We start from the raw sequence: 24,623 nt of genomic DNA, 5'->3' as shown, positions 1-24,623 counted from the left end.
GTGGGGGTTGCTGCGGTAACTCTTTTTTTATTGTGCTAACGTAGCCGTTTAGTTTAACACTCTTTCAACTTACAATAATTGGTGTCAAAGGGGGATATGGAAGAATATGATTGAAGGTAACAACGTAAGAAAGAAGGGTAGAAAAAAATCTTAAAACAAAGGAGAGGTAAACATGAAAGAAAAACAACCAGAAACAAAAGAAATGAATTTAACATCGCTCATGAAAGACTATGCGAACTACAACCTCTGGGCAAATGCCCAATTGATAGATTGGCTGAAAACAAAGCCATCTGAAATAATAGAACAGAAAATACTTTCGAGTTTTCCGAGTATCAAATGGACACTCAAGCATGTTTCTGTTGGTGAGAAATTTTGGTTGGAAGTGTTAAAGCAGGAGTCAACACCGGATATAGGGGTTTTCAGTGAACGATCAAATAAGACTGTCGAAGAAGTGTTTAAAATGATTGTGGACAATTCCAAAGAACTGGCCCTATATGTGAATTCACTTACCGAAAGTTCAATAACAAAAGATTGCCATGTGGAAACTCCATGGTTTAATGAAACCCGTCCAAGATTTGAATATATTCTCCATGTAATGAATCATAGTACCTATCATCGAGGGCAAATTATAACTATTGGACGAAATGTTGGTTTAACCGATGCTCCTATGACAGATTTTAATATTTACAATTTTTTTTGGAAAGTCCGCCACATGAATGCTTCTTAACATATTTAACTATTAACCTGCGGATAACTTATTTTTAAGCTAATGGTGGAGTTAGTTTAACTAAACAAATTAAGGAAGTCGATACTTTAACGTACACTAATCGGCTTTTTTAGGTTGAAAACTTGCTTTCATTGAAGATCCGGCTGCCCTCTGGCCGCTTTTTTTGTTTATGCAACTACCTGAAAATAAACTTTTTAAAAAGGAAAACTCTAAAGAATATAAGTGATTTAATGTAATGTACTTTTTTTAATTCGAAAGAGTATTATGATTGAAAATAGATTGACATTCATTGGTAATGTGTTAATATTTATAAAAATGGAACCGGTACCAAAATTCGCGAATGGATGAATGAAATGGTTAAACGAGAAAATTCAAAAGTTACAATTTACGACGTCGCTAGAGAAGCGGGTGTCTCAAAAACCTCGGTTTCCCGCTATTTAGGGGGGAGATATGATGAGCTCTCTGACAAAACCCGCAAGAAAATCGAGCTGGCAATCAACAAAATGGAGTACCGCCCCAGTACCATGGCCAGGGGGCTTAAAAGCAATAAGAGTTATTTGATTGGAATTATCGTTGCAGACATTAACAATCCATACACGACGGCTATCCTTCGTGGGGCTGAAGATATATGCAGCCAGAACGGTTATAATCTGATGATTTGCAACTCGGATAATAATCCGGTTAAGGAAAGAGGATATTTTGAAATGCTTCTATCCCATCGTATTGATGGGCTCATTATTCATACAACCGGCGGAAATCACGACATGTTAAAACAGATGCAAGACCAGAAGACGCCGATTATCTTGCTGGATCGGAAAGTACCTGATCTTGAAATTGATACTGTAGGATTGGATAATTTTCAGGCCACTTCGCAAGCGGTCAATTATTTGGTCAACCAAAACTATGAACGAATAGCGTTTTTCAGCGAACCAGCAAGCAAAGTAAGTACCCGGTATGAACGGCGGCTATCCTTTCAGCAAACGTTATTGAGCCACGGTCATCCGAGTTCAAAAGATGTTTATGAGGTAAATGTCGACGATTTAAATGATGTAGATTCCAAGCTTCAGCACTTTTTAGATGACTCGGAAGGCAAGGCACGAGTTATATTAACCGCAAATAGTGTGGTGCTATTAAAATTAATTTTGCTTTTACAAGAAAAGAAACTGTCGGTTCCAAAAGATTTAGCAATGATTGGCTTTGATAATCCAGAGTGGAGTACGATTGTTTATTCAGGAATTACAACAATTGAACAGCCTACGTATCAAATCGGGGTGGCTGCTATGGAAATGATATTGCGTCGTATTGACGGGAACGAGTCTCCAGCCCAAACAATGGCGTATCAAGCGAAACTGAACATAAGACAAACAACGCCATATATCCAGAAATAAGTCTTCTAAGAAAGGAAGTCTTATTTCATCACAAAATGGTACCGATACCATTTTGGTGAAAACGCATTCATTAGGAGGAGTAATATGAAAGTCTTTGTATGCATGAATTCAATACCATTAGAAATACTTCAAACACTCGGGCATCTTGAAATCATAAAATCAATCTCAGCCGCTGGAGCAGATGGAATCGAAATCAGAAGAGAGCTATTGGGCCAAGATGATTCATTGAAAGAATTAGGTGCCTTATGCAGAGAGCTTAACTTAGACATTTATTATTCTGCTCCTGAATGTCTGATCGGCCCTCACTATCAAATGGATGAGCAACGTTTTAAGCAACTGGCTAGGGAAGCGGATGAACTGGGAGCTGAATTGCTAAAGCTGCCTCTAGGACACTATCATTTCACGGAAACTGATATGACTCAAGTAAATAAGGTTTTAGTAGAAGAGATGCAAAGCCACAGTGGATTAAAGATTACCATCGAAAACGACCAAACGCTTGAAGGTGGAAATTTAAATCGAATCGCTCATTTTCTGAATCGTTCTGAGAAGTTGGGCATTCCGATTCGATTGACTTTTGATATGGGCAACTGGCTGTACACAGATGAGGTTCCAATGAAGGCTGCACAAGAGTTAGGGAGATATGTTGTCTATGTTCATTTGAAACAGGTGAAGAGGGAGAAAGAGGAATGGATAACTGAGCCGATTTCATTGCCACTGCTGTCTGATGTGAATGAGTTATTAGAAAGGTTTAGTGGTACCTATCCGAGAGCGATTGAATTCCCGGTAACCCTGGAAAATGTAGCAACCTATATTTCACATATGAAAATGGAACAGGGGGTTAACCAATGAGCGAGCTTAAAGTATTAACGATGGGAGAGGCAATGGCGATGTTCATAGCGGATGAGCCGGGGAGCCTTGAAGACTGCTTAAGTTATAAACGTTCTGTGGCGGGGGCGGAAACCAATGTAGCCATTGGCTTGTCAAGGTTAGGAATCAGGACTGCATGGATGAGCAAGGTCGGAAATGACTCATTCGGGCGAATGATTATGAAAACGCTCACAACTGAAGGAGTAGATGTCTCGAATATTTTAGTAGATGAGCTAAATCCAACAGGGTTCCAGCTGAAATCGAAAGTCGAAAAAGGAGATCCGGTCGTTGAATACTTTAGGAAGAATTCAAGCGCCAGTAAGATTTCCCTAGAGGATTTTCCATTAGAACAGCTCCCTTTAACTCAGCACCTGCATTTAACAGGGATACCGCCTGCCATTTCAGGTAGTTTCAGAGATTTGTCGTGGCAAGTGTTGAATCATCTGAAACTAAAGGATGTAACCATATCATTCGATCCAAATCTTCGTCCTACCCTCTGGTCGAATGAGAGGGAGATGATTAACGTCGTCAATCAGTTTGCAGAAAAGGCGGATTGGCTTCTTCCCGGAATTCAGGAGGGGGAAATTCTAACAGGATATAGCAACAAAGAGGATATCGCCAGTTATTATCTAGAACGAGGGGTTAAGCTTGTGGTGATTAAACTGGGGGAAGAAGGAGCCTATCTTGCTACAGAAAATGAAAGGAAACAGGTGCCCGGTTTTACTGTCACGAAAGTGGTTGATACAGTTGGGGCGGGAGACGGGTTTGCTGTTGGGGTAATCAGCGCATTATTGGAAGGGTTGTCATATGAAGAAGCTGTTGTACGAGGAAATGCGATAGGAGCAAAAGCCGTGATGTCTTCTGGAGATCATGAGGGGTTTCCTAATATGGTAGAGCTAGAACACTTTATGAAAAAAGGAGTGCTTCAATCATGAAATCTGCTCAATTACAGGTAGCTTCGAGGAAAAGGTGGATGAGATTAATCCCTTTGGTGTTCATCACATACAGTCTCGCCTATCTCGACCGTGCCAACTATGGATTTGGTGTAGCAGGAGGGATGGGGGAAGACCTCAATATTACAGCAGGAGTATCTTCCTTTCTGGCCGCCTTATTTTTCCTTGGTTATTTCTTTTTCCAAGTTCCTGGCGCACATTACGCGGAAAAGAAAAGTGCAAAGAAACTTATTTTCTGGAGTTTGATTCTCTGGGGAGGACTAGCCACATTAACGGGAATGGCGACAAGTGTGGAGTGGTTATATCCCATTCGCTTCATGCTGGGAGTAGTTGAAAGCGCTGTTATGCCTGCGATGCTCGTTTTCTTAAGCCACTGGTTTTTAAAAGAAGAACGCTCTCGTGCCAATACCTTTTTGATTTTAGGAAATCCAGTTACTGTATTATGGATGTCGATACTTTCCGGTTATTTATTGAAGGCATTTGACTGGAGATGGCTGTTCATAATTGAAGGACTTCCGGCCGTCCTGTGGGCGTTTATCTGGTATAAGCTTGTTAATGACCGCCCAAAAGATGCTAAATGGCTTACGGATCAAGAAAAGAAAAATATGGAGTCTGTCCTTCAAGAAGAACAGGCTGCATTAAAGCCTGTAAAAGATTATCGTGAAGCTTTTAAATCAAAACAGGTCATCGTACTCAGCATCCAATACTTTACGTGGAGCATTGGAGTATATGGGTTTGTTATGTGGCTGCCATCTATTATTAAAAAGGCCTCCCATATGGATATTGTAGCAACGGGCTGGTTATCATCTGGGCCTTACTTGTTAGCTGTTATTTCGATGCTGACATTATCCTATTTTTCAGATAAAACATTAAATCGAAAAACGTTTGTTTGGACATCTCTGCTTGTAGGGGCGGTCGCATTTTTCGGATCCTTCATGATCGGTACATCGAATTTCTGGCTTTCATATGCTCTGTTGGTCATTGCTGGCGGTGCTATGTATGCCCCTTATGGCCCTTTCTTTGCCATCATTCCTGAAATTCTTCCGCGGAATGTGGCTGGAGGAGCAATGGCCCTAATTAATAGTATGGGGGCGCTTGGTTCATTTGTAGGTGCCTATTTTGTTGGATATTTGAACGGCTTAACTGGAGGGCCAGGAGCATCCTATATTTTTATGGCCGGTTCCTTATTGATTTCAGCTCTGCTCACATTGACGGTTAAAAAGCCAGTGGTTGCATCAGTCGAGCAAAGGGAGGTAGTTTCGTCATGATCATTCAGCTAGCACTGGACCGCATGAACATGAAGGAAGCCATTGAAATGGCTCGAACCGTGGAATCCTCTATTGATTGGATAGAAGTAGGAACTTCTCTTATTAAAGAGTTTGGAGCGACTAGTATTAAAAAAATGAAAAATCAATTTCCGGATAAAAAAATCGTTGCAGACATGAAGACGATGGACAATGCGGCTTACGAAATGGATTTATGTTTTCAGGAGGGTGCAGATGTTGCTACGGTGATGGGAGCTRCACCCGATGTAACCATACAAAAATGCCTGGAAAAAGCGAGTGAATACAAAGGGCAGATCATGATTGATTTATTGAATGTATCTGATTCCCGGTTTGAACAATTACAGATATACAATCAGGCAGTGTTTTGTGAGCATGTAAGTAAGGATAGCCAGGAGATCGCTGATCATGCCGTCGCCAAAATGAGGAAGCAGGATGGATTAATAAGAGCAGTAGCAGGGGGGATTACACTTGCATCCTTGCCAGAAATGATCAGGCAGGGTCCAGATGTTATTATTATTGGCTCGGCGATTACAAAAGCAAAAGATCCTGCAGAAGCTGCCCGTCTGTTTAAGGAAACGATAAATATGGTGAAAGGTGTGAATGAAGTTTGAAAAAGGAAATCTCGATTATTTTAGAAGAAGTGAACGGTGTTTTTAACAAAATGGATGTAGGAGCAACGGAATTGCTCCTACAGCAGCTACAGCCTGCTACTAGAGTTTTTATTGTAGGTGAAGGACGATCGGGCTTTATGGCTAAAGCCTTTGCGATGCGACTGATGCATCTTGGCTTAAACGTTTTTGTAGTCGGGGAAACGATTACACCTTCTCTTGCGAAAGGAGATCTAATCATAGCCATTAGCGGGAGTGGTTCTACGAATAGTGTGATTTCCGTTGCTGCAAAAGGCAGAGACATCGGATGCAAGGTGTTTTCCATTACTACGAATAATCAATCGGATTTAGCGAATGTTTCTAATGAGGTTCTGGTGATTCCGGCTGCAACGAAAAATCGTTTAAACCATGAAACGAAAAGTGTCCAGCCTTTAAGTTCATTATTTGATCAGTGCGTACATGTTTTGTGTGATGCAGTATGTCTAAATTATTCATTAAGCCAGTCTATAAGCCATGAACTAACTTATTCCAAGCATAGTAATGTAGAGTAGAGTGTAATTTCAAGGCTGGCCCCTTCATTAGAAGGCCAGCCATCATACATAATTCTTCCATGTTTAGACATCCTATACATTGGAGGTGAAAAACTTGGATAATTCAGATTCTAAAAAAGTCGAACAGAATAATAAAAATAAGCAAAGTAGTAAAGTCGGAAGTCTTGAATATACCACAGAACAACTAATGAACGGGATGAATGGAATTCAAGAAGCATATCTCACTAATATGGATGATGATGATGAAAAAGAAACACCTAATAAATAATGATTGTAAGTAAGCATAGCTATATAGTTATGCTTACTTAATTTTGTTCTTCTTTGTATGGAATCCTCCGAAATCCAAAGCGAATACGTACACTAGCTTATTGGAAATAAGCTGATACTACCAAGCTAATAAAAAATTATTATGACTCGTTAATGAGAGGTTCCGATTAGATTCGGAACCTTTTTTTAGCTTTAAGGGGAACCTTCTAATTAAGAAGGATAAAACTTCGCCAATAGAGAATGTATTAGTAACAAAAATCACAGGGGAAATGTGCCAAAAAGGGAGTGGAGAATAGTGAGTTTTTCTTTAAATGAGGAAGATAAAATAATGGAATTCCTTGTGCAAAACAAAAGTGAGGTTGAGGATCAGCTTTTGTCGGAAGCAGTCAATGTCAGAGAGAAAATTGAAGAAATCTTGTTGATTGGAAATGTCGACCTTTTGAATAATGCACATAGGCTGATCCGTTATATCGTGGAGCAGAATGAGGATGATATGATTGCCTTTGCCGAAAAAGAAGGAGTAGTCTGGGCAACTTATTCCTTAACTCTCTCATTCAAATTGGAATGGATCCAAGCTATCCGAAGAACACTGTGGAATTTTCTTTATGAATTTGAGAAATTAAAAGATGTGTTTAACGATTCGAAAGTCTTTTTCGATTTAGAGAAAAAAGTGAACGAAAAGGTTGATATTTTCCTTAAATCTTTTTTTATCAGTTATTCTGATTATAAAGACAAATTGATTCTAGCTCAGCAAAACTTGGTAGAAAATCTATCTGTTCCTATCATCCCAATCACTCCCTCTACCTGCGTTCTTCCGTTAATTGGATCGATCGATGAATCGCGTATGCGTATAATCGAGGAAAAGGTATTGATGGAAATAGGTAAACTGAAGATTCAAATCTTGATCCTGGATTTATCTGGTATTATTGAAATGGAGGTTGAGATCATTAATCAATTAATGAAGATTCTCGATGGGACCTCAATGATGGGGTGTAAAGCTGTGATTACTGGATTACGCCCAGAAATTGTTACAAAAATGATTCGTGCAGGGCTTTGTTTCGATAATAAAGCAGAGATAAAGGGAACGCTACAGCAGGCCTTAAGGGATTATATGGTTGTGAGTTAAATCGTAACAGTTAAAGGTCGCCATGTAGTGGTGACTTTTTTTTGTGGGTAATATGGAATATAAAGGGAGGTTCTTTATTGCTTTTGTCGAACTGAAGTAAGTAGAAATAAATAGGAAGGAGGTATAACACATAATGTATTGCAATGTGTACTGCAAGGAAGGGAACAGTTTGGGTACTGAGCAAATCCAAGCTGTGAAAATTAACTATTGTTCAGTTGGCAGCTTTAGTTTATAAAGGAGAAACTACATCCGTTAACCTAATTCAAGAGTATATAATGAGAATTGTTAAATACAATAAAAATGGGCCAACGCTTAATTCTATTTTAGAATTAAGCCCCAGATATAATATACATAACCGAATGACTGGATTTAGAACAAAAAGCCTCGGCACTTTGTAGGAAATTATTGATAGAACCCGCCTAGGCTAAATAATTAATGAAAGGTATGGAAGATGATATTGTGACAGTCTTGCCGCGCAATAACCTGGATAGATTAGTAATTCTAGAACAAATGTGGGCCAATATTGTCACGCACGATGGCATGCCTGAGAAAGATAGCATGACCAGCTTACTATTGAAATGAAGAAAGGAAAATTAACAATGAATAGAAATGCATTATTCCAACTCTCTTTGGCCATGACCATATTTGGAACTGTCGGTTTTTTCTCTGAACTCACAGGCCTTCCGGCAATGGAACTGGTTTTTGTTCGTTGCATTTGTGCTGCAGTATTCTTATGTACTGCTTGGGTATTGACAGGGAATTATAAGAAAGAGATATGGAATTTCAAAGAGACACCTTTGATCATCCTCTGCGGGGGAACCAACTTATTAAACTGGATATTCCTCTTTAAATCGTTTGAATTGATATCCGTGACGATTGCTATTTCACTTTATCATTTAGCTCCTATGATTGTTCTTATTATAGGGAGCTTCATCTTTAGAGAGAAATTGACATTGTTCTCTATCGTAGCAATCTTTCTATGTTTCATAGGAACATTATTTATTATGGGAACAGATGGGTTCCGGTCATCATCTCCTGAATGGGAAGGAATTATATATGGAGTGCTTGCGGCGCTTTTCTATGCAGCTACAATGATTTTAGGAAAGAGCATTACAAAGACAAGTGTGTATGCCACCACTTCTCTTCAAATGTTTATAGGTATTCTATTACTAGTTCCGTTTATTGATTTTTCAACCTACACAGTCCTACATTCAGCGGAGTGGTTTTATGCCATTTTCACTGGTATCGTTCATACAGGAGTTGTGTACCTTTTGTTTTTTAATAGTATTCGTCACTTGCCTACAAACATAGTCTCTTTTATGATTTTTGTAGACCCGTTTGTTGCTATACTTTTAGATATCTTGATTACTGGATTTCATCCAGATTTGCTTCAATGCCTTGGAATTTTATTAATCTTCAGCGGATTGTTTTATGTACTTAAGGCTCCTAAAACCCTTACAGAATCCGAAAACAAGGTTATGTAGAAGAGTAGGGCAGACACTGTATGATTAGAGTGCAATTGAAGATAGTCACCACACAGTCATTATAGTGAGTTGCAAAAGCAGGTATTATTTAACGTAATTTCAAAAAATAAACAAATTATTCAATTGAATACAATAGGTGGTAAAAAATGTTTTACAAGAAATTGTTCTTAATTAGTTTGGCTGTGACTACTGTTGCAGCATTCGTGTTACCACAAATTGGCGATGGATACGGGATACCTTTGAATTGGATAAACTATAAAGGTGATGGAGAGGTCACAAATATTCTACAAATATTTCAGTATAAGATTTTTAAACACACACAGATTAAATTAGGTTTACTTGTACTAAATACTCTCATGCTATTTGCAGTTTTAAGTATAATATTTAAAATATATACGAAAATGGACAAAGCAAGGTAGGAAGTGTATAACATCGAATGCCGAAACTAATTTTAAAAGTCTAAATTGGAAACTTCCTTTAATAGAAAGGGGTTTTATAAGATGAAAGTAAAGTAGCAATATCACTTTTTCATACCATTTTTTGTGTACTGGATATTCTTCTTATTAAGGTTATACCTGCAATATTTATTCTATTTACTATGTAGTAAAACTTCACAGAAATGATAGTACTATAAAAGGTTAATCAAATCGTAAAATTAGTTTAATTAACCTTTTCATTTATAAAAAATCATGTAATTATATATACTTGATGATTAATCTTAGTATAAACACCAACTCAAAGTTCTAATTTCCAATCGACCTATCCTCACTTCTACAGCTGTGCTTAGTATGCTTCTTACGGTTAAGCACACATTCCCAATAAGGTACAAGTACTCTAATTTCGGTACTTTCTTATTGGGAATGAAGTTTTGGTTGGCGGTATGTAAAGTATGGATAGTTGATTAAGGAAAAGTCATCAATGTAAATAATTTATTAAAATTTAATCATTATCTAATCGTTAGGTATGATGATTGGTACTAAAGTAACTTATCTTAAATCTTGGAGGGGGAGTATGGTTAAATTTAGAATGGCCACAGCAAAAGACCTAAATGAAATTGTACAAATGCTTGCGGACGATGAATTGGGGAGGACGAGAGAACGTTACGAAAATCCCCTTCCAGAAAGCTATCTAAAAGCATTTGAATCAATTGATTCAGACCTGAATAATGAATTGATTGTTGCGTGCCTTGGTGAAGAAATTGTTGGTGTTCAACAGATTACTTTTACTCCATATATTACACATCAAGGTGGTTGGAGAGCTACTATCGAAGGGGTTCGAACGGCATCTACAGAACGGGGAAAAGGGATAGGAACCAAATTAATCCTATGGGCAATCGAGCGTGCAAAAGAGCGTGACTGTCATATTATTCAGCTAACAACTGATAAAAAGCGCGAAGAAGCGCTGCATTTTTATGAACGTTTAGGATTTAAAGCGACTCATGAGGGTCTAAAAATGAAGCTTTAATTTAACTAATGGGACAATTTTTCAATAAAGAAGGTACGAACGTTTACTCTTTGTTAAGATCAATTTAGTAGAGGACGCAAATAAAGTTATCGCAGCCTACGGCAACTAGTAGAACCTTTTATTTGAGGGAGATTTATGAAAAAATCATATTGTTCTTGAACTAACGGGTGCTTTACTTTAAAATCGGAGCTGTCATTGCGATAGCTTTTTTTGTTGTTTGAAGTGTTTTTTGAAGTTCCATTTGGATATGGAAGTCTCAAGTGAGTTTCTAAACCGTTCGTAAAAGTACATCTTAGCGAATTTTGGAAAAGAATTTTTACTCTAGAACAGATGAAGAATCTGATGGATCCGGATGATGTGGCAGATATCAATTGTAGAAAGGTCACAGCCTAGAAAATATTTAATTGTAGAAGAAGTAGTAATTAAAACTATATGGGTGAGGATATTCGTATAGACAGTTATCTGTCGATTACTAATTATATGGAGAGAATAATAAGTGTGGTAGAAAAGAACATTTGCTAATGTTATCTGCAATAGACTTGGCAAATCACAGCTTGGAAGGCATACAGAGGATTATCAAAGAAGCTTTTAAATAAAGCGGAATAGAAACAAGTTTTTCTAATGATACGTAATAATTTTGGAGGAAATACAAATGAAGACGATTTTTATTAACGGTACCTTTTTTACCATGGACAAGGAAAATCAAATCTTTGAAAACGGCATGATGATTGTGCAAGATCAACTCATATCCTACATCGGACCGCATTCTGAAGAGCAATTGGCAGATGCAGATCAAGTGGTCAACCTTGGCGGAAAATGGATTATGCCAGGCCTTGTGAATACTCATTCGCATATTGTGATGACCCTTTTACGAGGGATCGGAGACGACATGTTGCTGAAGCCCTGGTTGGAAACGAAAATATGGCCGATTGAGAGCCAGTTTACAACAGAAATCGCCTCTGTAAGTACTCAGCTTGGCATTTTGGAAATGTTAAAATCAGGAACAACTACATTTTCGGATATGTTTAATCCTAATGGAATAGATGCGGGTGCTGTTATGGAGACGATAGGCGAAACAGGAATGCGCGGAGCCTTTTCCTACACGATTTTTAGCTTAGGTACGGAAAAAGAACAAAAAGCGAATCTCGTGGGGGCTGAGCAGTTTTCTAAAAACTATAAAACGTTTGCCGATGGCCGCCTGACTACCATGGTCGCGCCACATAGCCCGTATGCTTGTACGCCTGAGGCGATTGTTGAGAGTGCACGGATTGCTAAAGAGAATGATTTGATGGTGCACATTCACGTTTCGGAAACGGATTTTGAGATTCTGGACATTGAAAAGCGATACGGATTTCGTCCTGTCGAGCACCTTCGCCGTTTAGGTCTCTTCGATCAACCAACCGTGATGGCCCATGGAGTGGTTCTCAACGATGAAGAGCGAGCGATATTAAAACAGCATGATGTAAGGGTTGCCCATAATCCAATTAGTAATTTGAAGCTGGGATCTGGGATTGCAGATATTGTCAGTCTTTTGGACGCCGGGATTAAAGTAGGGGTTGCAACAGATGGCGTAGCTTCCAATAACAACTTCGATATGTTCGAGGAAATGAGAACGGCTGCATTGCTTCAAAAAGGCATTTATAAAGATGCCACCAAATTCCCTGCTCAAACGGCACTGGCTATGGCAACAAGAATGGGAGCCGAAGCGATTGGCATGGGCCATACGGGTTCTTTGGAAGTAGATAAAAAAGCAGATTTCATTTCTATTTATCCTTATAATAAAGAGCATCTACAACCGCTTAGTGAAGCGTATTCGCATTTGCTTTATGCGGCACGCGGAAATGATGTATGTGATGTATACATTGATGGCAAGATGGTTGTGAAAGACGGCTGCAGCTTAACGATTGATGAAGAAAAAGTAATTGCCGAAGTGAATCGATTGCAGGGTACCCTTTCACGATAAACTAAAAAAAACCTGTAATTACCATGATGTTCAGTTTATTAAAAGTTTTATTTACCGGATATCTGATACCATATTGGAAGGGAAGTAAGATTTTAACGAACTTAAACTGATCAAAATGAACAAACGGTTGCTTTATTTCGGTAAAGGAGGTTGCTGAGGCAGCCTCTTTTCAAATGCAACTAAAGGGGTTCGCTTTAAAAAAACTATACCTCGAATAGATTGGTTGTTAGAATTTAACTAATGTTAAAGGAGGTAATGACTTGAATACCGAGCAAAAATTATTTGATGCAGTTACTAACTTAATAGAAAAAAGATACCCCGAAGGTTGGGGTGGAGCAGCAGCAATGGCTTTAGAAGACGGTTCAATACTTACAAGTGTCGCTCCTGATATAATAAACGATTCGACAAATCTGTGTATGGAAACAGGAGCTATTTTAGAGGCTCATAAATTGAATAAAAAGATTACGCATTCGATATGTGTAGTTCGTGATGATGAGAAGTCAGAGTTTAAAGTGCTTTCTCCTTGTGGAATTTGCCAAGAAAGACTATTTAATTGGGGTCCAACAGTTAAAGTAGCTGTTACTTTACCCGGACGAGACCTAACTTTTAAAACATTATCAGAAGTACAACCGTATCACTGGACAGCAGCTTATGAAGAATACAAAGAAAAATGGAATGGCAAATAAACACATATTCCCTCTAATGGAGCAATGGTTCTTTAAAGATCGTATGAAACAAAGGTAAGTTCAACGAGGATAATAAAATAACCTCAGTGTTAATAGACTAGTACTGCAGTGGTTATATACAATGCAATATGGTTAGAAATTCGTATCCAGATAGATCTGAAAAAGAGTGGCTTTCCGGCAGAATTCTTTGATACCTCGTTGTATATGCATTAAAATAGTTTAAAGTAGAGGAGAGGTGAAAGAAATGACCGAAAAGGTTTCAAGTATAATGTGGTTCAGTCTTGCATTACAAGCTCTACTTGTTCTTGCAGATCATGAGGGATTATGTAACAGTAGTAAGTTGGCAACAAAGCTTAACTCGGAGTCTGGTTTTCTTAGAAAAATATTAAGTAATTTAGTAAAAGCAGGGCTGATTCAAGCTAAGGAAGGTAGGGATGGTGGATATTCACTTGCCAAAGATCCTGATCAAATCATACTTGCCGATATTTACTCTGCAATAAAATCTGAACCTTTTGCAAAAGGCTTCCTTGATGTGAATGATAAAAAATGCTTTCAACCATCTTCTCGTGATGCTTTATGCGGCTTGAAAAATGAGATGGAGAGCTGGATTATACAAGGTCTTGAACAAAAGACGATTGCTGACTTACTATCAAAATCATAATGTAAAAAACGAAACTAATAGGGTTTCGTCTTTTATAAACTGTATTTGACATAAGAACAGTATTTGGTATATACTGTTCTTGTAATAAACGCAGTTAAATGGAGGTCATTATATATGACAAAAAATACAATGAGCAAAGAAGAGTACCTAACTAAATCAAATGAAATAAATACATCACTTGAAAAGCCAAAGGTACTTACTGATACAGACTTTATTACGATAGCGAAAGAACGGAGATCAGTTCGCCAATATGATGCAGAATACGTGATGACTGAAGAAGAAATTCGTGAAATCCTGGATATTGCGATTCAAGCACCGTCTTCTTCTAATTTACAACCATGGAGATTCCTTGTAATACAAGATAAGCAAACCCAACAAGAATTGCTACCCATCGCACATAACCAACAACAAATTGTTGATGCCTCTGCTGTCATTGCAGTTTTAGCTGATATTGAAGGTTACAAAAATGCTGAACGAATTTATGGTGAATTAGTTAATAAAGGAATTATGAAGAATGAAATCAAAGAGCCATATGTAGCTTCAATTATGCATAATTATGGTAACTTTTCTGCTGAAAAAGCTTTAAGTGTAGCAATGATTGACGGTGGCTTAGTTTCCATGCAGATCATGTTAGCTGCAAAAGCAAAAGGATACGATACAGTCCCTATGGGAGGGTTCGATGAAAACAAATTTGTGGATGCATTCAATGTACCGGAAAACTTCAAACCTGTCATGTTAATCTCCATTGGAAAAGGAATGAAAGCAGGATTTGAAAAAGTACGTTTACCACTTGATACTTTAATAACTTGGAATAAATACTAAGGTTTAATAATATACGGGTTCTGGAGCACAGATTGCATTCATTGTAATTTTTGCTTCAGAGCCCTTTTTGCGATGAACATCCAATTGGTTGCATGTTCATTATTTAATAGACTGATCAATTAAAATAAAATTTGAACGTTTGTAAATGAATTTTATTTTTCTTAGTTATTCTGGAGACTTTATTTAAAGCTGCTAACCATATTTCGTTTGAAATGTGGCTGAATGGTTTTTAAAAACAGATTTGAAAATACTATAAAACTTATTGTATAAAAAGGCAGGACTAAAATATTTCAGTTCTTAGTAAAATACTTCATTTTCTATCTCCATCTTGAAACATTCGTGAGATCGATTTAATCGCACCAAAATGCATTCCCTCATGGTATAAGCAAAAGGTTAGTAATTCTTCTACTGATGATAAAGTAAGACCTGTAGATGTTGTGTATGGTTGTTCTAACGTTGTGTTCAACCGAAATTCCAATGCTTGCTCAACCCGGTTGACTTGATTATCGAGCAATTGGATTAAGTCATAGATCGCGGGTGATTTTTGTTCTCCCCATTCACTTGGTTTAGTACCAGTAGAGAATAATTCCGTAAAGTGATTCGGCATTGTCATTTTTTCTCCAATAATATCAAAGGCGAACCTTTCTTGTACAACATATATATGTCCTAGGTTCCATTTGATATTATTATTGAATCCTACTGGAATGAAAAGTGATGTCTCATCATTCATATTTGCCACGTACCTAATAGTGTTTTCCCGAACAAACTTTAATTGTTTGAAGATGTAGTTTTTCATACTTTTTCCTCCCCAATAATAAAAGTCAAATCCAAAACGTTGGATATTCCCGGTTGCTGCGCAAATTATTGATGATTAGTGCAAAGAAAACGATCACGATAGAGCCAATTAAAACAGGCGTAATTAAATAACTCCAACTGTATGCGCCCAGCATAACAACGAGAGGGTCGGCTCCTGCTGGTGGATGCGTTGTTTTTGTTAGCATCATCACCGCAATTGCTAAGCCTACAGCTAAGCCAATTGCCCAAGGTTCATCACCAAAAAGATGATATATAGCTAAACCCACAAATGTAGAAACAAAATGGCCACCAATAATATTTCGTGGCTGTGATAATGGCGCGTTCCAAACACCAAATGCCAGTACACAGCTTGCACCAAATGGAGCCATTAACCACATGGCAGATGTCATATTTGTTAAATAAACTAGAACGAAAATGGTTAAAAATCCACCAATCAAACCTGTTACTGAGTCCTTTGCATTAACCTGTAATGGACTTCTCCCTTTTCCTTTCATTTTAGATAAATATCGTACATTAAATAAATGTTTTTCTTCTCGGCTTGCTATTTTTGTACTGTCCATCATTCACGCTCCTTTTATTCATATTTCACTTTACACGAAATAAACTAACCCGTCAAAGTATTTTTTAATGGTTAGTTAAAGTGTGTGAAAAAAAGAACCAACTCTGAAATAAGTTGGCTCTTCATTCATCATCAGACTTCCGGTGTTGAAAGCGGGCTACCTTTTTTCTGTTGCCACATATTTTCATTGAACACCATTTACGTCTTCCACTTTCATCAATATATAAAAGTACGCAGTCCGGATTAGAGCATCTCTTGAGGGAGGGAAGTTTGTTTGTTTCAATTAACGTTAAAGCGTCAAAGGCAATTAGAGACAAAAGAACATCCTCTATCTCTCCAATAGGTGAGGGTATCAGTTTTTGATTTATTAATTTATAGATGAATGGCGCTTTTTCAATCTTATTTTCTAAAAAAGAGATAAATTCATCTGGAATTGATTGTCCATCTGCTATTAATTCAAATCGCTCTCTTAAAACAGCACGCATTTCTAGAATACATAAAAATACTTGTCCGATTCTTTCTTCAATCTTTAAGAATAACCGATCATCCCAAAATGCGTTTTCCACTTTTATTACATGAAGCCACTCCAGCACATCTCTTTCCAAGAGCAATAAATCGTGCCGCTGTCCACGTTTTACTAGTTCTGTGTTCACTAAATCAAGAGAAAGATTTCCTGATATAAGTGGAAATTTATTTGTTTTAGTCATTACGTTTATCTCTCATTTCACCTTTTATTCTAACCATAAAAAAACTCATTAATAGGTTATATAATTATTATAACCTAATTTAACACAATAAAAGGTATGGTTTTCTTAAACTAAAGGATGTTTTACTTAAATAATGAGGGCTGTTGCAGCAGCCTTTTTTTGTTGTGTTCCATTAACTAGGAATGAAAGTTTTTAAAGGTAAAAATAACCTTTTGTGATAAAATAAGTATAATTAGATTTTTGGGAAAATAGAAAGGGATGAATAAATGAAAAAAAAATTAGGTATTTTAACTTCAATATTTATACTATTTGTCGGATATTTTTTATTCATAAAGCCCTATAAAAATAAAACGAAGCCTATAGAAGATTTTATTCAAGTGAATCCAACAGTGAAGGTAATTACGGATGAAATGATATTTATAATGGACAATAAGCAAGATAATTTACATGATATTGATTTAAATAATGAAGAAGAAATAAGTAAATTAGCAAGAAAAGAATACGAGCAAAATAATAATGAAGAAATAATTTTTAATATGGAAGAACATTAGAAAAATATGGAGTAGATTAGATAACAAATATTTATGGTCTATTAGATCGTTCAAATCGAAGGTATTTCCTTTTTTTTGAAATGTTCATTTTGCAGGTATTTTTGCGGGCTTTCGGACAAGCTATCATTAGCCTTTCCACAATAGGTTAAATATAAGTCGCAGAAGTTCAACCCAAATAATAAAGGGGAGATTAATGATGGGTAAAAAAAACCGTAACCGCGTCAATGCACCGAAAAAAAATAATCATATTCCTGAAGAAGCCATTATAGCCGAACAAGAAGCACATGGTGAAGAATTTTCTCCGAAAAAACGAAAAAATGGTCCTGGTTCCAATACTGAATGATAGAGGAGAGTTTCTCTCTATCCTTTCTTACATTTTCCAACAACCGTTATGCCTTTAGGGCATAGCGGTATTTTTTGTAATGATTAAAAAGGTACCATGTGGTTAGTCTAGTAAAAGAACTAATTGAAAAGTTCTCTTTCAAGGTAGTGACTTTCTTGCTATCAGAGGCTTCATTCGATATCGTAAAGAAGGAACAACGTTTGAAGGGAGAAATGAAAATGAAGGCACTTGTCTTTGATAATTTTGGTGGACCAGAAGTCCTATCTATAAGAGAAATTGAGGAACCTAAACATTCAAAATCAGAAGTAATTGTTCGAATGAAAGCAATCGGCTTGAATTTTGCTGATGTATATAGAAGGAAAGGGAATTATCACTTAGTGGGTAATCCGCCATTTATTCTAGGTTATGAAGGTGCAGGAGTCATTGAATATGTTGGAGAAGATGTTCATTGTGTGAAAGTTGGCGATCGTGTCGGGTTTGCTGATGTTCCCCATGCCAACGCTGAACTAGTTTCTGTTTCTGCTGATAAGCTGTTACCGCTTCCTGATGGCATTTCTTTTGAAACTGCCGCTTCAGTTTTACTTCAAGGATTAACTGCCCAATATTTGACTCAAGACAGTTATTCAGTTAAAGAAGGAGAGACCGTCCTTGTTCATGCTGCTGCAGGTGGAGTCGGGCAATTACTGACACAAATAATCAAGATGAAGGGTGGTCAAGTTATTGGCTTAACCTCATCAAATGACAAAGCAACTGTAGCAAAACAAGCTGGTGCGGATCATGTTTTTCTTTATGAGTCAGAATGGGTAAAATCCATTAAGGATGTAACGAATGGACAAGGTGTTGATCTTGTTTATGAATCAGTTGGGAAAACTTTGCTAGACAGTTTCGAAGCAACTAAGATTAGAGGGACTGTCGTATTCTTTGGAATGGCAGGTGGGGATCCAGAGAAAATCGATCCTAGAATGTTAATGGATACTTCAAAAGCATTAATAGGAGGAGATCTCTGGAATGTATTAACTTCTCATGATGAACGGAAAAAAAGAGCAGCAGAGTTGTTTGAATGGATCATGTCTAAGAAGATCCTAATCGAAGAACCGACTCTCTTTTCCTTAGAAGACGGGGCAGACGCACATAGACTTCTAGAAAGCCGTAAAAGTACTGGGAAAATATTATTAATACCATAAAGTATTCGAGGGCTAGCTTATTTATAGGTAGTCCTCGAATACTTCTTTTTAGGCTGCTTCCATTCATTCTTTATTAATTCGTAAAGGGTTCGGCGATTCATCTCCTTATTAATAATGATATTCAGAATCTTTTTCAGTTCCTTTTTACAGACCATTTCTTTAGACCCTTAGATAAATTATTAATGGAAACCCTTACTATCACAGGGCTGGGCCCCTACTTTAAAAACAAACTGCCGACTATAACCGCTATTAACAAGGCGAACTTGCAACCTACATATTGAAAGGTAAAACCCACAGTAAGTTATTCACAATCTACAAATGGAAATCTGCAATTCACAGACTGCATTTATTATCCACAGAACCCGATGAGGGCAAAAAAAAGAGAACTGGTCAGCTCTCATGATGATTTTAAAAAAGTGATAGAACCATTAATAAAAAAGGGCAGGGGAAAACACACTGAACGAATACATTCAGTGTGAATGTTAGGAAGATGATATAGAGAGTACGTCGAGACGCTCCTTTTGAATAGCAAAGTAGGATTGAATGGTTGCCTTTTTCATTGTGAGGGAAGAATTTTGACTGGATGGAGGAACCGCATGATTGCCGAACTTGCGGATTAGTGTCATCAGCTTGTCCAACTTATCATATGTATCGTTTCTAAGGTCCGTTATAAATTCGGATGCGGTACGTTTATTATCTCTGGTCTTTTTCCTTATCCCTTCTTCGCCTTCTTCTGTCACTGTCTTCACGCGGGAGATGAGCCACTCCTCGCACCAGTTGTTCAGCACATTGTGGATGAAATCGGCTTGCTTGAGCTTGACGCGAATGGGTTCGATATGTTGATCTACTTCCAGATAATTCACTTCCCGGCCTAGAGCCTTCTCGGAGATGCTTTTATGAAAGTGGTCACGGTCAAGAAGGCTTTTGATCGATTCTGCTTGGTGAGAATACTTTGCCATCTGTTCTAACGTTTCATGGTAAATAATTGTACTTAAATAAGCGGATGCCTGTTTAGGAGCCGCAAGTAGGTGTTTATTGGCAGGAAGAGCCAGACCGAGTTTTTTAAGAGAATAGGTATAGACGAACCGTGCTAGCTTCAGCAGTTCATGTTGTATATCCATAGAAATGCCTGATTTTTTCACATCTTGAAGAAACGAACGGAAAATGTATCTGCCGACTCGTTCCAATTCCATACATACAGAATCACTGATATGTCCAAGAAAGCCCGTGTTAAAAATCGTTCTGCGTAAAAATGCTCGTTCTGCCCGATTTTCCATATACTGCTCCAGCATTCCTTCATTGAAGGTAAACACAACAGCCTCTTTTTTTGAAAAAGCCTTGCTTGCGAAAGAAATTGTCACTAAATTACCTAAAGTCTTATGGACTGTATCTATTGCATCTAATAAACGCTGCCTCGTGAAAAGTGAGCTGGAATCGGGAACGATTTCACTATAATCAAATAATACTTCTTCGGACTTCGTAACCGACATTCGAAAAGCACCCATCAGCAACAGCCGCTTTGCATGTATTGTTAAGTTTTTGAAAGCCTCACTGTAAAAGAAACGGTATTTCTTGCAATAACGGTCGGTCTTACTGTTAAAGCCAAGATTACTTGTAGGTCCAAGATTGAACTTATATAAAACATCTCCGTCTTGACCAACAGGTACGAAAACTTTTTGGAGACATCCTTGAGGTGACGTGAATTTCTTGATGATCTGCTTTAAGTATTTTTCTGTCGTACCCACACCGCTCGCCATCATATGAAGCGGGCTCTGAATAACACCATCCCAATCACTATGAAGTAAGGAGTACAAACACGTATCAAATTCAGTAGAAGATACATTTCTCAATAAATAGTGGTAGGTTTCTTCATAAATCATACGGTTTCGTCTCCTTTATTATCCGCCTTTTTCTATGAGGCAGGGGGCATTTTATTCTTAGTAATCAAGCAAAAATCCGTCTGGGTCTTCACGCATGTCGATGTACTTTTCATAACAGATGCTGTACCATTTCGTTTTGTCCATTTTCGAATTGTTATAGTTGCAGGAAACCATAAAGCCTTCCTTTTCGAGACTAAGGATTATCCGCTTGATGGTCCCTTTTGACCAAAACGGCAGCTGCGTGTGCAATTGATCATATGTAGAGTAAATCCAGTCCCTTCCGTCTCTTTCCATTCCATACGCTTCTATTGTTGAGTGAAGATGTGCCAGCATCAGCGCCTTTGGTATGCCGATTGTTTCTGCTAAATAAGGGTTGAACCCCAAGCTGTAATCCTGATCCAATAACGTTTCCAATTCCATTTCTATTCCTCCTAAATGGTCTGGATTGAACCTTCCGAGTGTCTGGGATAGCTGTATCGAAAGGAACAATCTTCACTGTCTATATAAACTTTACATATGAAAAAGTAGCATCGTAGAAAAAAAAATTTAGGAATCTTATATTTTAGGAGAAAATGCTATATCGATATATTTAGACGAGATGAAGAAGATAGTAAATTAGTTGGTCAAAAAATGATAAAATTAGTAAATAAATAGAAACATATACTACAAGGGGAGATTTTTAAAACCATGATACTTTCACTAATAGCTTTTATCTTAAAAGGGGTTTTAACGAAAATACCATTTGCTGTATTGGGACTTTCCCTAATTCCACAAAGATGGACTAACGCAATCAAGGAAAAGGATATACTCTTTTTCATTGAGCAAGTGCTGAGACTTTTACTTTCTGCTATCGTATTATTTTTTGTTATTGATATTATGTTACTAGATCTTACTGCGACTGCATTCTTTTCGAATTTTGCCGTTATTTTTGGACTTATTCTTATTTTTGATTCAAGAATGTACATGTACAGTGCAAAAGAGTCTTCAATACCCCGCCGCAATCGGAAAAATGAGGGGTCAAAACATTCAACAAGAACACCTTGGAATGTACATTTCAACAGTTTGCTGGGAATCGCTTTGATCGCAGCTTGGGTTATCATGTTGTTTTATCCACTAACATTTGCCGAGAAACTTCATGATTTAGCAAAAGTTGAAAAGAAAAATAAGCTAGAAGAAGTTCAAGACATAAAAACAATGCCGCTTGTAACAGTAAAAATGGCAGACGCAAAAGGCGATGCAGCTATTAATAAAATAGCAAACGCATCGTATTTCACTGAAGGCGAGTACCGTCTAACCAATATAAACGGTGAATTAACATATACTTCACCAATTGAAATGGACGGATTTTTGAAAGCTGGGAAAGCTGAATACACGCCCGGTTATAATCTTATTTCTGCCGTTTCGACAGATAAAGGCGCAAGCACTGTAAAAGGAAAATTGTTGTATGCTCCATCACAATATCTTGATTATGATTTAGAAAGAACGATTCGTAAGGCATATCCGAATAAAATCATACATGATTCATACCTAGAACCAAACGAAGATGGAAAGCCCTTCTTTGTAGCTTCAGTGGGGCATTACCTGAAATACCGCAGTGGGTCCGTTGTGGACGGAGTGGTATTAGTGAATCCGGAAACGGGCGACACAAAATACTATCTGTTAGGAAAAGAACCTAAATGGGTTGATAGAACATTTACATTAGAAACAGCCTTGGAATATTGGACCTACTGGGGGAAATATGTTCACGGGTGGAAAAATCAGTCCTTAATTGGAGCGAAGAAAGATGTTTTGATTCCTAATGAGGATAATATGCAAGTTACTTTTAACGAAAAAGGCGAATTAATATATGTAGTTGATTTTACAAGAGCAAAATCAAAAGGAAACTCCAAAACTCTAGTAGGTTACGGTGTTTTCAATGCTAAAACCGGTGAAATGACGTACTACAAAGGCGTCACCTCCGTTCTAACTGGAAAAGAAGCAAAATCCAACGCAAATGCGAGTGAGTTCTTGTCTAAATATCCAGGGTGGAAAGCCACTAATGGAATTTTCTATACGATATACGGTGCACCCACTTATGTAATTCCCGTTACAAAGGGCAGTAAGTTTCAAGGGGTAGCGATCGTGTATGCCAATAGCGATAATCCCCAAGTAGTTTTTGGAAAAACAAAAGATGAAGCATTCCGGAACTATAAAAAGCTAATTGCTTCTTTAGGGAAAGTCAGCGGTGTAACGCCTCAAAAAGGATTTGAACTGAAAGAAATCAAAGGGAAAGTAACAAGGATCAACGATGCTAATCTCTCAAATGGCTACGTGTTCTATTTAATTGTAGAAGGCAATGCCAAAAGATTCTCAGTTGACCCTGGAGTCAGCGCACTCTCTGATATTGTATTGACGAATGTAGGAGACCGGGTTGTGCTGAAAGTGATGGATATGGACGAGGACATCGTCCCGGTCGATCAATTCACTAACCTGGACTTACCAAAGCAATAAAAGCATGAAAAAAAGCATTGCTATCCGCAATGCTTTTTTTCATGAAATCGAATCATTGTTCATTACAGGTCCGATAGGTTGATTGAAAGGGTGGATTCCATATAATATCCCTTTTGAACAACAGCTTTTATTGCGAAATGGCCATTTACCCGTTTTCGTACCCGGTACAGAAGTGAAGCGATTTCTTCCGCCGACACAATTTGCTGGGGATCCCCAATTCTCTCGGGCCATACATGTCGGACAATCTCTTCCTTTGAAATAAGGTTCTCCAAATTCTCATAAAGCAACTTAAAGCAAGTAAATTCCTTTAAAGGCATTTTAATGGGAGCTTTTTCATTGATGATCACAGTCTGAAGATGCTCTTTAATAACCACGTTTTGGTGAAAAGTGATGTTCAACGGAGTGAAATCCTGTGTTAAATCGTTGTCGATGGAAATCATGAATTCAATCATTCCATTAATCAAAGTAATGGTATCCCCCGGTTCAATTAGGCAAGGCTGCCCCGGCACAAGTGGCATCTGGTTCACTGAGGTGCCATGTTTGCTCGACAAATCCTCAATAAGAAGCTTTCCTTCCTTCATATAAATCTGGCAATGTTCCCTGGAAACGAAATCATTGTAAAGCTTGAAATCAGCTTTGGAATGTTGGCTGGCACGGCCAATCAGTAGGCTTTTTCCTTCAAAGACATAGGCGAATTCTTCAGGTTGGCCTTTGTTCATGGTTCTCAATACAACCTTAAAAGTTTTGATGCTCATTCACTTCTTATCTCCTTAATAGTCTAAATATTTAGATTATTTTCATGGATTTATCATTTTCATTACATGGCTGTTTAGTAGATTCAATCTTATAATTATAAATTATCTGACGCTGACATACTAACGAAAAATGAAAAAAATACAAATTAGGTACAAAACCATTTTTGAATATGAATATACAAAAAGAGTTTCTGAATCTTTAAATAGAAAAGCAATAGAAAAGGAGTTGACCAAAGATGAGTATGTGGAGAGATAAGATAAATGCCTTTAGCATCCTGATGGTGATTGTAAGCATGATTGTATACATTATTATTCCTCAGCCCCTTACCCTCGGCCTGTACTGCATATTTGGCATTGCCTTTATCAGCCTGACTATACTGAATTGAGCATAGCTTAGATTTGAGAGAGGACGTGGGAGATAAAGTAGGAGGACTGTAAAAAGGGTGGAGGCGGCATGGCTGAAAACATGAAGCCTCCACTCGAGT

The 24,623-nt window shown here is 37.6% G+C and carries 25 protein-coding genes; 19 read left to right on the top strand and 6 right to left on the bottom strand.

The window, feature by feature from the left end; all coding sequences use genetic code 11:
* Positions 1 to 172 precede the first annotated feature (172 nt).
* The 15 genes from AC1DUW_RS04695 to AC1DUW_RS04625 all read left to right on the top strand — a co-directional run bounded on the left by AC1DUW_RS04695 (position 173) and on the right by AC1DUW_RS04625 (position 14,853).
* On the top strand, positions 173 to 727 hold the full coding sequence (locus AC1DUW_RS04695) for a DinB family protein (RefSeq protein ID WP_477642065.1): 555 nt from the start codon (positions 173 to 175) through the stop codon (positions 725 to 727).
* 344 nt (positions 728 to 1,071) lie between these two features.
* A complete protein-coding gene (locus AC1DUW_RS04690) occupies positions 1,072 to 2,115 on the top strand; it encodes a LacI family DNA-binding transcriptional regulator (RefSeq protein ID WP_387830141.1) in 1,044 nt (347 codons plus the stop codon).
* Positions 2,116 to 2,199: 84 nt separating this feature from the next.
* Positions 2,200 to 2,964: a sugar phosphate isomerase/epimerase family protein gene (locus tag AC1DUW_RS04685; RefSeq protein ID WP_477642064.1), complete on the top strand. Its 765-nt coding sequence runs from the start codon at positions 2,200 to 2,202 to the stop codon at positions 2,962 to 2,964.
* Positions 2,961 to 3,917, top strand: coding sequence for a sugar kinase (locus AC1DUW_RS04680; protein WP_056520157.1), 957 nt, complete (start codon positions 2,961 to 2,963; stop codon positions 3,915 to 3,917). Before AC1DUW_RS04685 ends, AC1DUW_RS04680 begins: the two co-directional genes overlap by 4 nt.
* Positions 3,914 to 5,203, top strand: coding sequence for an MFS transporter (locus AC1DUW_RS04675; protein WP_053347753.1), 1,290 nt, complete (start codon positions 3,914 to 3,916; stop codon positions 5,201 to 5,203). The genes AC1DUW_RS04680 and AC1DUW_RS04675 overlap by 4 nt, the downstream gene beginning before the upstream one ends.
* Positions 5,200 to 5,832, top strand: a complete 633-nt coding sequence (hxlA, locus tag AC1DUW_RS04670) for a 3-hexulose-6-phosphate synthase (protein ID WP_477642063.1) — start codon at positions 5,200 to 5,202, stop codon at positions 5,830 to 5,832. The genes AC1DUW_RS04675 and hxlA overlap by 4 nt, the downstream gene beginning before the upstream one ends.
* Complete coding sequence (gene hxlB / locus AC1DUW_RS04665; protein WP_082612602.1) at positions 5,829 to 6,380, top strand: 6-phospho-3-hexuloisomerase; 552 nt, start codon at positions 5,829 to 5,831, stop codon at positions 6,378 to 6,380. Before hxlA ends, hxlB begins: the two co-directional genes overlap by 4 nt.
* Before the next feature lie 94 nt (positions 6,381 to 6,474).
* Positions 6,475 to 6,648, top strand: coding sequence for a hypothetical protein (locus AC1DUW_RS04660; RefSeq protein ID WP_157444338.1), 174 nt, complete (start codon positions 6,475 to 6,477; stop codon positions 6,646 to 6,648).
* Positions 6,649 to 6,942: 294 nt separating this feature from the next.
* Entirely contained in the window at positions 6,943 to 7,773 is an 831-nt protein-coding gene (locus AC1DUW_RS04655) for an STAS domain-containing protein (protein ID WP_477642062.1), read from the top strand.
* 599 nt (positions 7,774 to 8,372) lie between these two features.
* The gene (locus AC1DUW_RS04650) at positions 8,373 to 9,257 is read left to right on the top strand and encodes a DMT family transporter (RefSeq protein ID WP_053347749.1); all 885 of its coding nucleotides are present in this window, start codon (positions 8,373 to 8,375) and stop codon (positions 9,255 to 9,257) included.
* A 1,011-nt stretch (positions 9,258 to 10,268) separates the two neighbouring features.
* Complete coding sequence (locus AC1DUW_RS04645) at positions 10,269 to 10,721, top strand: GNAT family N-acetyltransferase (protein ID WP_057214254.1); 453 nt, start codon at positions 10,269 to 10,271, stop codon at positions 10,719 to 10,721.
* A 634-nt stretch (positions 10,722 to 11,355) separates the two neighbouring features.
* Positions 11,356 to 12,684, top strand: a complete 1,329-nt coding sequence (locus tag AC1DUW_RS04640; RefSeq protein WP_477642068.1) for an amidohydrolase family protein — start codon at positions 11,356 to 11,358, stop codon at positions 12,682 to 12,684.
* A gap of 260 nt (positions 12,685 to 12,944) precedes the next feature.
* Positions 12,945 to 13,370 carry a cytidine deaminase gene (locus AC1DUW_RS04635; protein ID WP_053347745.1) on the top strand — a complete coding sequence of 142 codons (426 nt, stop codon included), beginning with the start codon at positions 12,945 to 12,947 and terminating at the stop codon, positions 13,368 to 13,370.
* A gap of 244 nt (positions 13,371 to 13,614) precedes the next feature.
* Positions 13,615 to 14,031, top strand: a complete 417-nt coding sequence (locus AC1DUW_RS04630) for an RrF2 family transcriptional regulator (protein WP_053347744.1) — start codon at positions 13,615 to 13,617, stop codon at positions 14,029 to 14,031.
* A 114-nt stretch (positions 14,032 to 14,145) separates the two neighbouring features.
* The gene (locus AC1DUW_RS04625) at positions 14,146 to 14,853 is read left to right on the top strand and encodes a nitroreductase family protein (protein ID WP_201186749.1); all 708 of its coding nucleotides are present in this window, start codon (positions 14,146 to 14,148) and stop codon (positions 14,851 to 14,853) included.
* 310 nt (positions 14,854 to 15,163) lie between these two features.
* On the opposite strand, the gene AC1DUW_RS04620 is transcribed toward AC1DUW_RS04625, so the two are convergent.
* The 3 genes from AC1DUW_RS04620 to AC1DUW_RS04610 all read right to left on the bottom strand — a co-directional run bounded on the left by AC1DUW_RS04620 (position 15,164) and on the right by AC1DUW_RS04610 (position 16,935).
* The gene (locus AC1DUW_RS04620) at positions 15,164 to 15,649 is read right to left on the bottom strand and encodes a DinB family protein (protein WP_053347742.1); all 486 of its coding nucleotides are present in this window, start codon (positions 15,647 to 15,649) and stop codon (positions 15,164 to 15,166) included.
* Between the two features lie 25 nt (positions 15,650 to 15,674).
* Positions 15,675 to 16,229 carry an HPP family protein gene (locus AC1DUW_RS04615; protein WP_053347741.1) on the bottom strand — a complete coding sequence of 185 codons (555 nt, stop codon included), beginning with the start codon at positions 16,227 to 16,229 and terminating at the stop codon, positions 15,675 to 15,677.
* A 121-nt stretch (positions 16,230 to 16,350) separates the two neighbouring features.
* Positions 16,351 to 16,935 (bottom strand): CGNR zinc finger domain-containing protein, encoded by a 585-nt coding sequence (locus AC1DUW_RS04610; RefSeq protein ID WP_053347740.1) that lies wholly within the window; start codon positions 16,933 to 16,935, stop codon positions 16,351 to 16,353.
* 266 nt (positions 16,936 to 17,201) lie between these two features.
* Between AC1DUW_RS04610 and AC1DUW_RS04605 the strand changes: the two genes are divergently transcribed.
* From AC1DUW_RS04605 to AC1DUW_RS04595, 3 genes are all read left to right on the top strand, one after another.
* On the top strand, positions 17,202 to 17,486 hold the full coding sequence (locus tag AC1DUW_RS04605) for a hypothetical protein (protein WP_053347739.1): 285 nt from the start codon (positions 17,202 to 17,204) through the stop codon (positions 17,484 to 17,486).
* Between the two features lie 193 nt (positions 17,487 to 17,679).
* Positions 17,680 to 17,829, top strand: a complete 150-nt coding sequence (locus AC1DUW_RS04600; protein ID WP_162245296.1) for a hypothetical protein — start codon at positions 17,680 to 17,682, stop codon at positions 17,827 to 17,829.
* 218 nt (positions 17,830 to 18,047) lie between these two features.
* Positions 18,048 to 19,013, top strand: a complete 966-nt coding sequence (locus tag AC1DUW_RS04595) for a quinone oxidoreductase family protein (RefSeq protein WP_053348176.1) — start codon at positions 18,048 to 18,050, stop codon at positions 19,011 to 19,013.
* Positions 19,014 to 19,495: 482 nt separating this feature from the next.
* On the opposite strand, the gene AC1DUW_RS04590 is transcribed toward AC1DUW_RS04595, so the two are convergent.
* Together AC1DUW_RS04590 and AC1DUW_RS04585 are read right to left on the bottom strand one after the other, a co-directional pair.
* On the bottom strand, positions 19,496 to 20,893 hold the full coding sequence (locus AC1DUW_RS04590; RefSeq protein ID WP_056520132.1) for a hypothetical protein: 1,398 nt from the start codon (positions 20,891 to 20,893) through the stop codon (positions 19,496 to 19,498).
* Between the two features lie 57 nt (positions 20,894 to 20,950).
* Positions 20,951 to 21,313, bottom strand: coding sequence for a hypothetical protein (locus tag AC1DUW_RS04585; RefSeq protein WP_377375305.1), 363 nt, complete (start codon positions 21,311 to 21,313; stop codon positions 20,951 to 20,953).
* Positions 21,314 to 21,580: 267 nt separating this feature from the next.
* Here AC1DUW_RS04585 and AC1DUW_RS04580 point away from each other — a divergent pair, with 267 nt between their 5' ends.
* Positions 21,581 to 23,383, top strand: coding sequence for a hypothetical protein (locus tag AC1DUW_RS04580; protein WP_477642061.1), 1,803 nt, complete (start codon positions 21,581 to 21,583; stop codon positions 23,381 to 23,383).
* Between the two features lie 62 nt (positions 23,384 to 23,445).
* On the opposite strand, the gene AC1DUW_RS04575 is transcribed toward AC1DUW_RS04580, so the two are convergent.
* The gene (locus AC1DUW_RS04575) at positions 23,446 to 24,138 is read right to left on the bottom strand and encodes an FHA domain-containing protein (RefSeq protein ID WP_053347735.1); all 693 of its coding nucleotides are present in this window, start codon (positions 24,136 to 24,138) and stop codon (positions 23,446 to 23,448) included.
* Positions 24,139 to 24,623 lie beyond the last annotated feature (485 nt).

This window comes from Peribacillus sp. P4_C12 (assembly GCF_056402095.1).
Note: the sequence above shows the minus strand (reverse complement) of the source record. Positions and strands in the feature narration are given on the sequence as shown.

What these genes read in the sequence shown, in the direction of transcription:
- AC1DUW_RS04620 (WP_053347742.1), bottom strand. Translation starts at nt 15,649, where the DNA reads ATGAAAAACTACATCTTCAAACAATTAAAGTTTGTTCGGGAAAACACT.
- AC1DUW_RS04675 (WP_053347753.1), top strand. Translation starts at nt 3,914, where the DNA reads ATGAAATCTGCTCAATTACAGGTAGCTTCGAGGAAAAGGTGGATGAGA.
- AC1DUW_RS04630 (WP_053347744.1), top strand. Translation starts at nt 13,615, where the DNA reads ATGACCGAAAAGGTTTCAAGTATAATGTGGTTCAGTCTTGCATTACAA.
- AC1DUW_RS04585 (WP_377375305.1), bottom strand. Translation starts at nt 21,313, where the DNA reads ATGGAATTGGAAACGTTATTGGATCAGGATTACAGCTTGGGGTTCAAC.
- AC1DUW_RS04595 (WP_053348176.1), top strand. Translation starts at nt 18,048, where the DNA reads ATGAAGGCACTTGTCTTTGATAATTTTGGTGGACCAGAAGTCCTATCT.
- AC1DUW_RS04575 (WP_053347735.1), bottom strand. Translation starts at nt 24,138, where the DNA reads ATGAGCATCAAAACTTTTAAGGTTGTATTGAGAACCATGAACAAAGGC.
- AC1DUW_RS04695 (WP_477642065.1), top strand. Translation starts at nt 173, where the DNA reads ATGAAAGAAAAACAACCAGAAACAAAAGAAATGAATTTAACATCGCTC.
- AC1DUW_RS04680 (WP_056520157.1), top strand. Translation starts at nt 2,961, where the DNA reads ATGAGCGAGCTTAAAGTATTAACGATGGGAGAGGCAATGGCGATGTTC.
- AC1DUW_RS04690 (WP_387830141.1), top strand. Translation starts at nt 1,072, where the DNA reads ATGAATGAAATGGTTAAACGAGAAAATTCAAAAGTTACAATTTACGAC.
- AC1DUW_RS04605 (WP_053347739.1), top strand. Translation starts at nt 17,202, where the DNA reads ATGAAAAAAAAATTAGGTATTTTAACTTCAATATTTATACTATTTGTC.
- AC1DUW_RS04615 (WP_053347741.1), bottom strand. Translation starts at nt 16,229, where the DNA reads ATGGACAGTACAAAAATAGCAAGCCGAGAAGAAAAACATTTATTTAAT.
- AC1DUW_RS04650 (WP_053347749.1), top strand. Translation starts at nt 8,373, where the DNA reads ATGAATAGAAATGCATTATTCCAACTCTCTTTGGCCATGACCATATTT.
- AC1DUW_RS04610 (WP_053347740.1), bottom strand. Translation starts at nt 16,935, where the DNA reads ATGACTAAAACAAATAAATTTCCACTTATATCAGGAAATCTTTCTCTT.
- AC1DUW_RS04590 (WP_056520132.1), bottom strand. Translation starts at nt 20,893, where the DNA reads ATGATTTATGAAGAAACCTACCACTATTTATTGAGAAATGTATCTTCT.
- AC1DUW_RS04600 (WP_162245296.1), top strand. Translation starts at nt 17,680, where the DNA reads ATGATGGGTAAAAAAAACCGTAACCGCGTCAATGCACCGAAAAAAAAT.
- AC1DUW_RS04645 (WP_057214254.1), top strand. Translation starts at nt 10,269, where the DNA reads ATGGTTAAATTTAGAATGGCCACAGCAAAAGACCTAAATGAAATTGTA.
- AC1DUW_RS04685 (WP_477642064.1), top strand. Translation starts at nt 2,200, where the DNA reads ATGAAAGTCTTTGTATGCATGAATTCAATACCATTAGAAATACTTCAA.
- AC1DUW_RS04580 (WP_477642061.1), top strand. Translation starts at nt 21,581, where the DNA reads ATGATACTTTCACTAATAGCTTTTATCTTAAAAGGGGTTTTAACGAAA.
- AC1DUW_RS04625 (WP_201186749.1), top strand. Translation starts at nt 14,146, where the DNA reads ATGACAAAAAATACAATGAGCAAAGAAGAGTACCTAACTAAATCAAAT.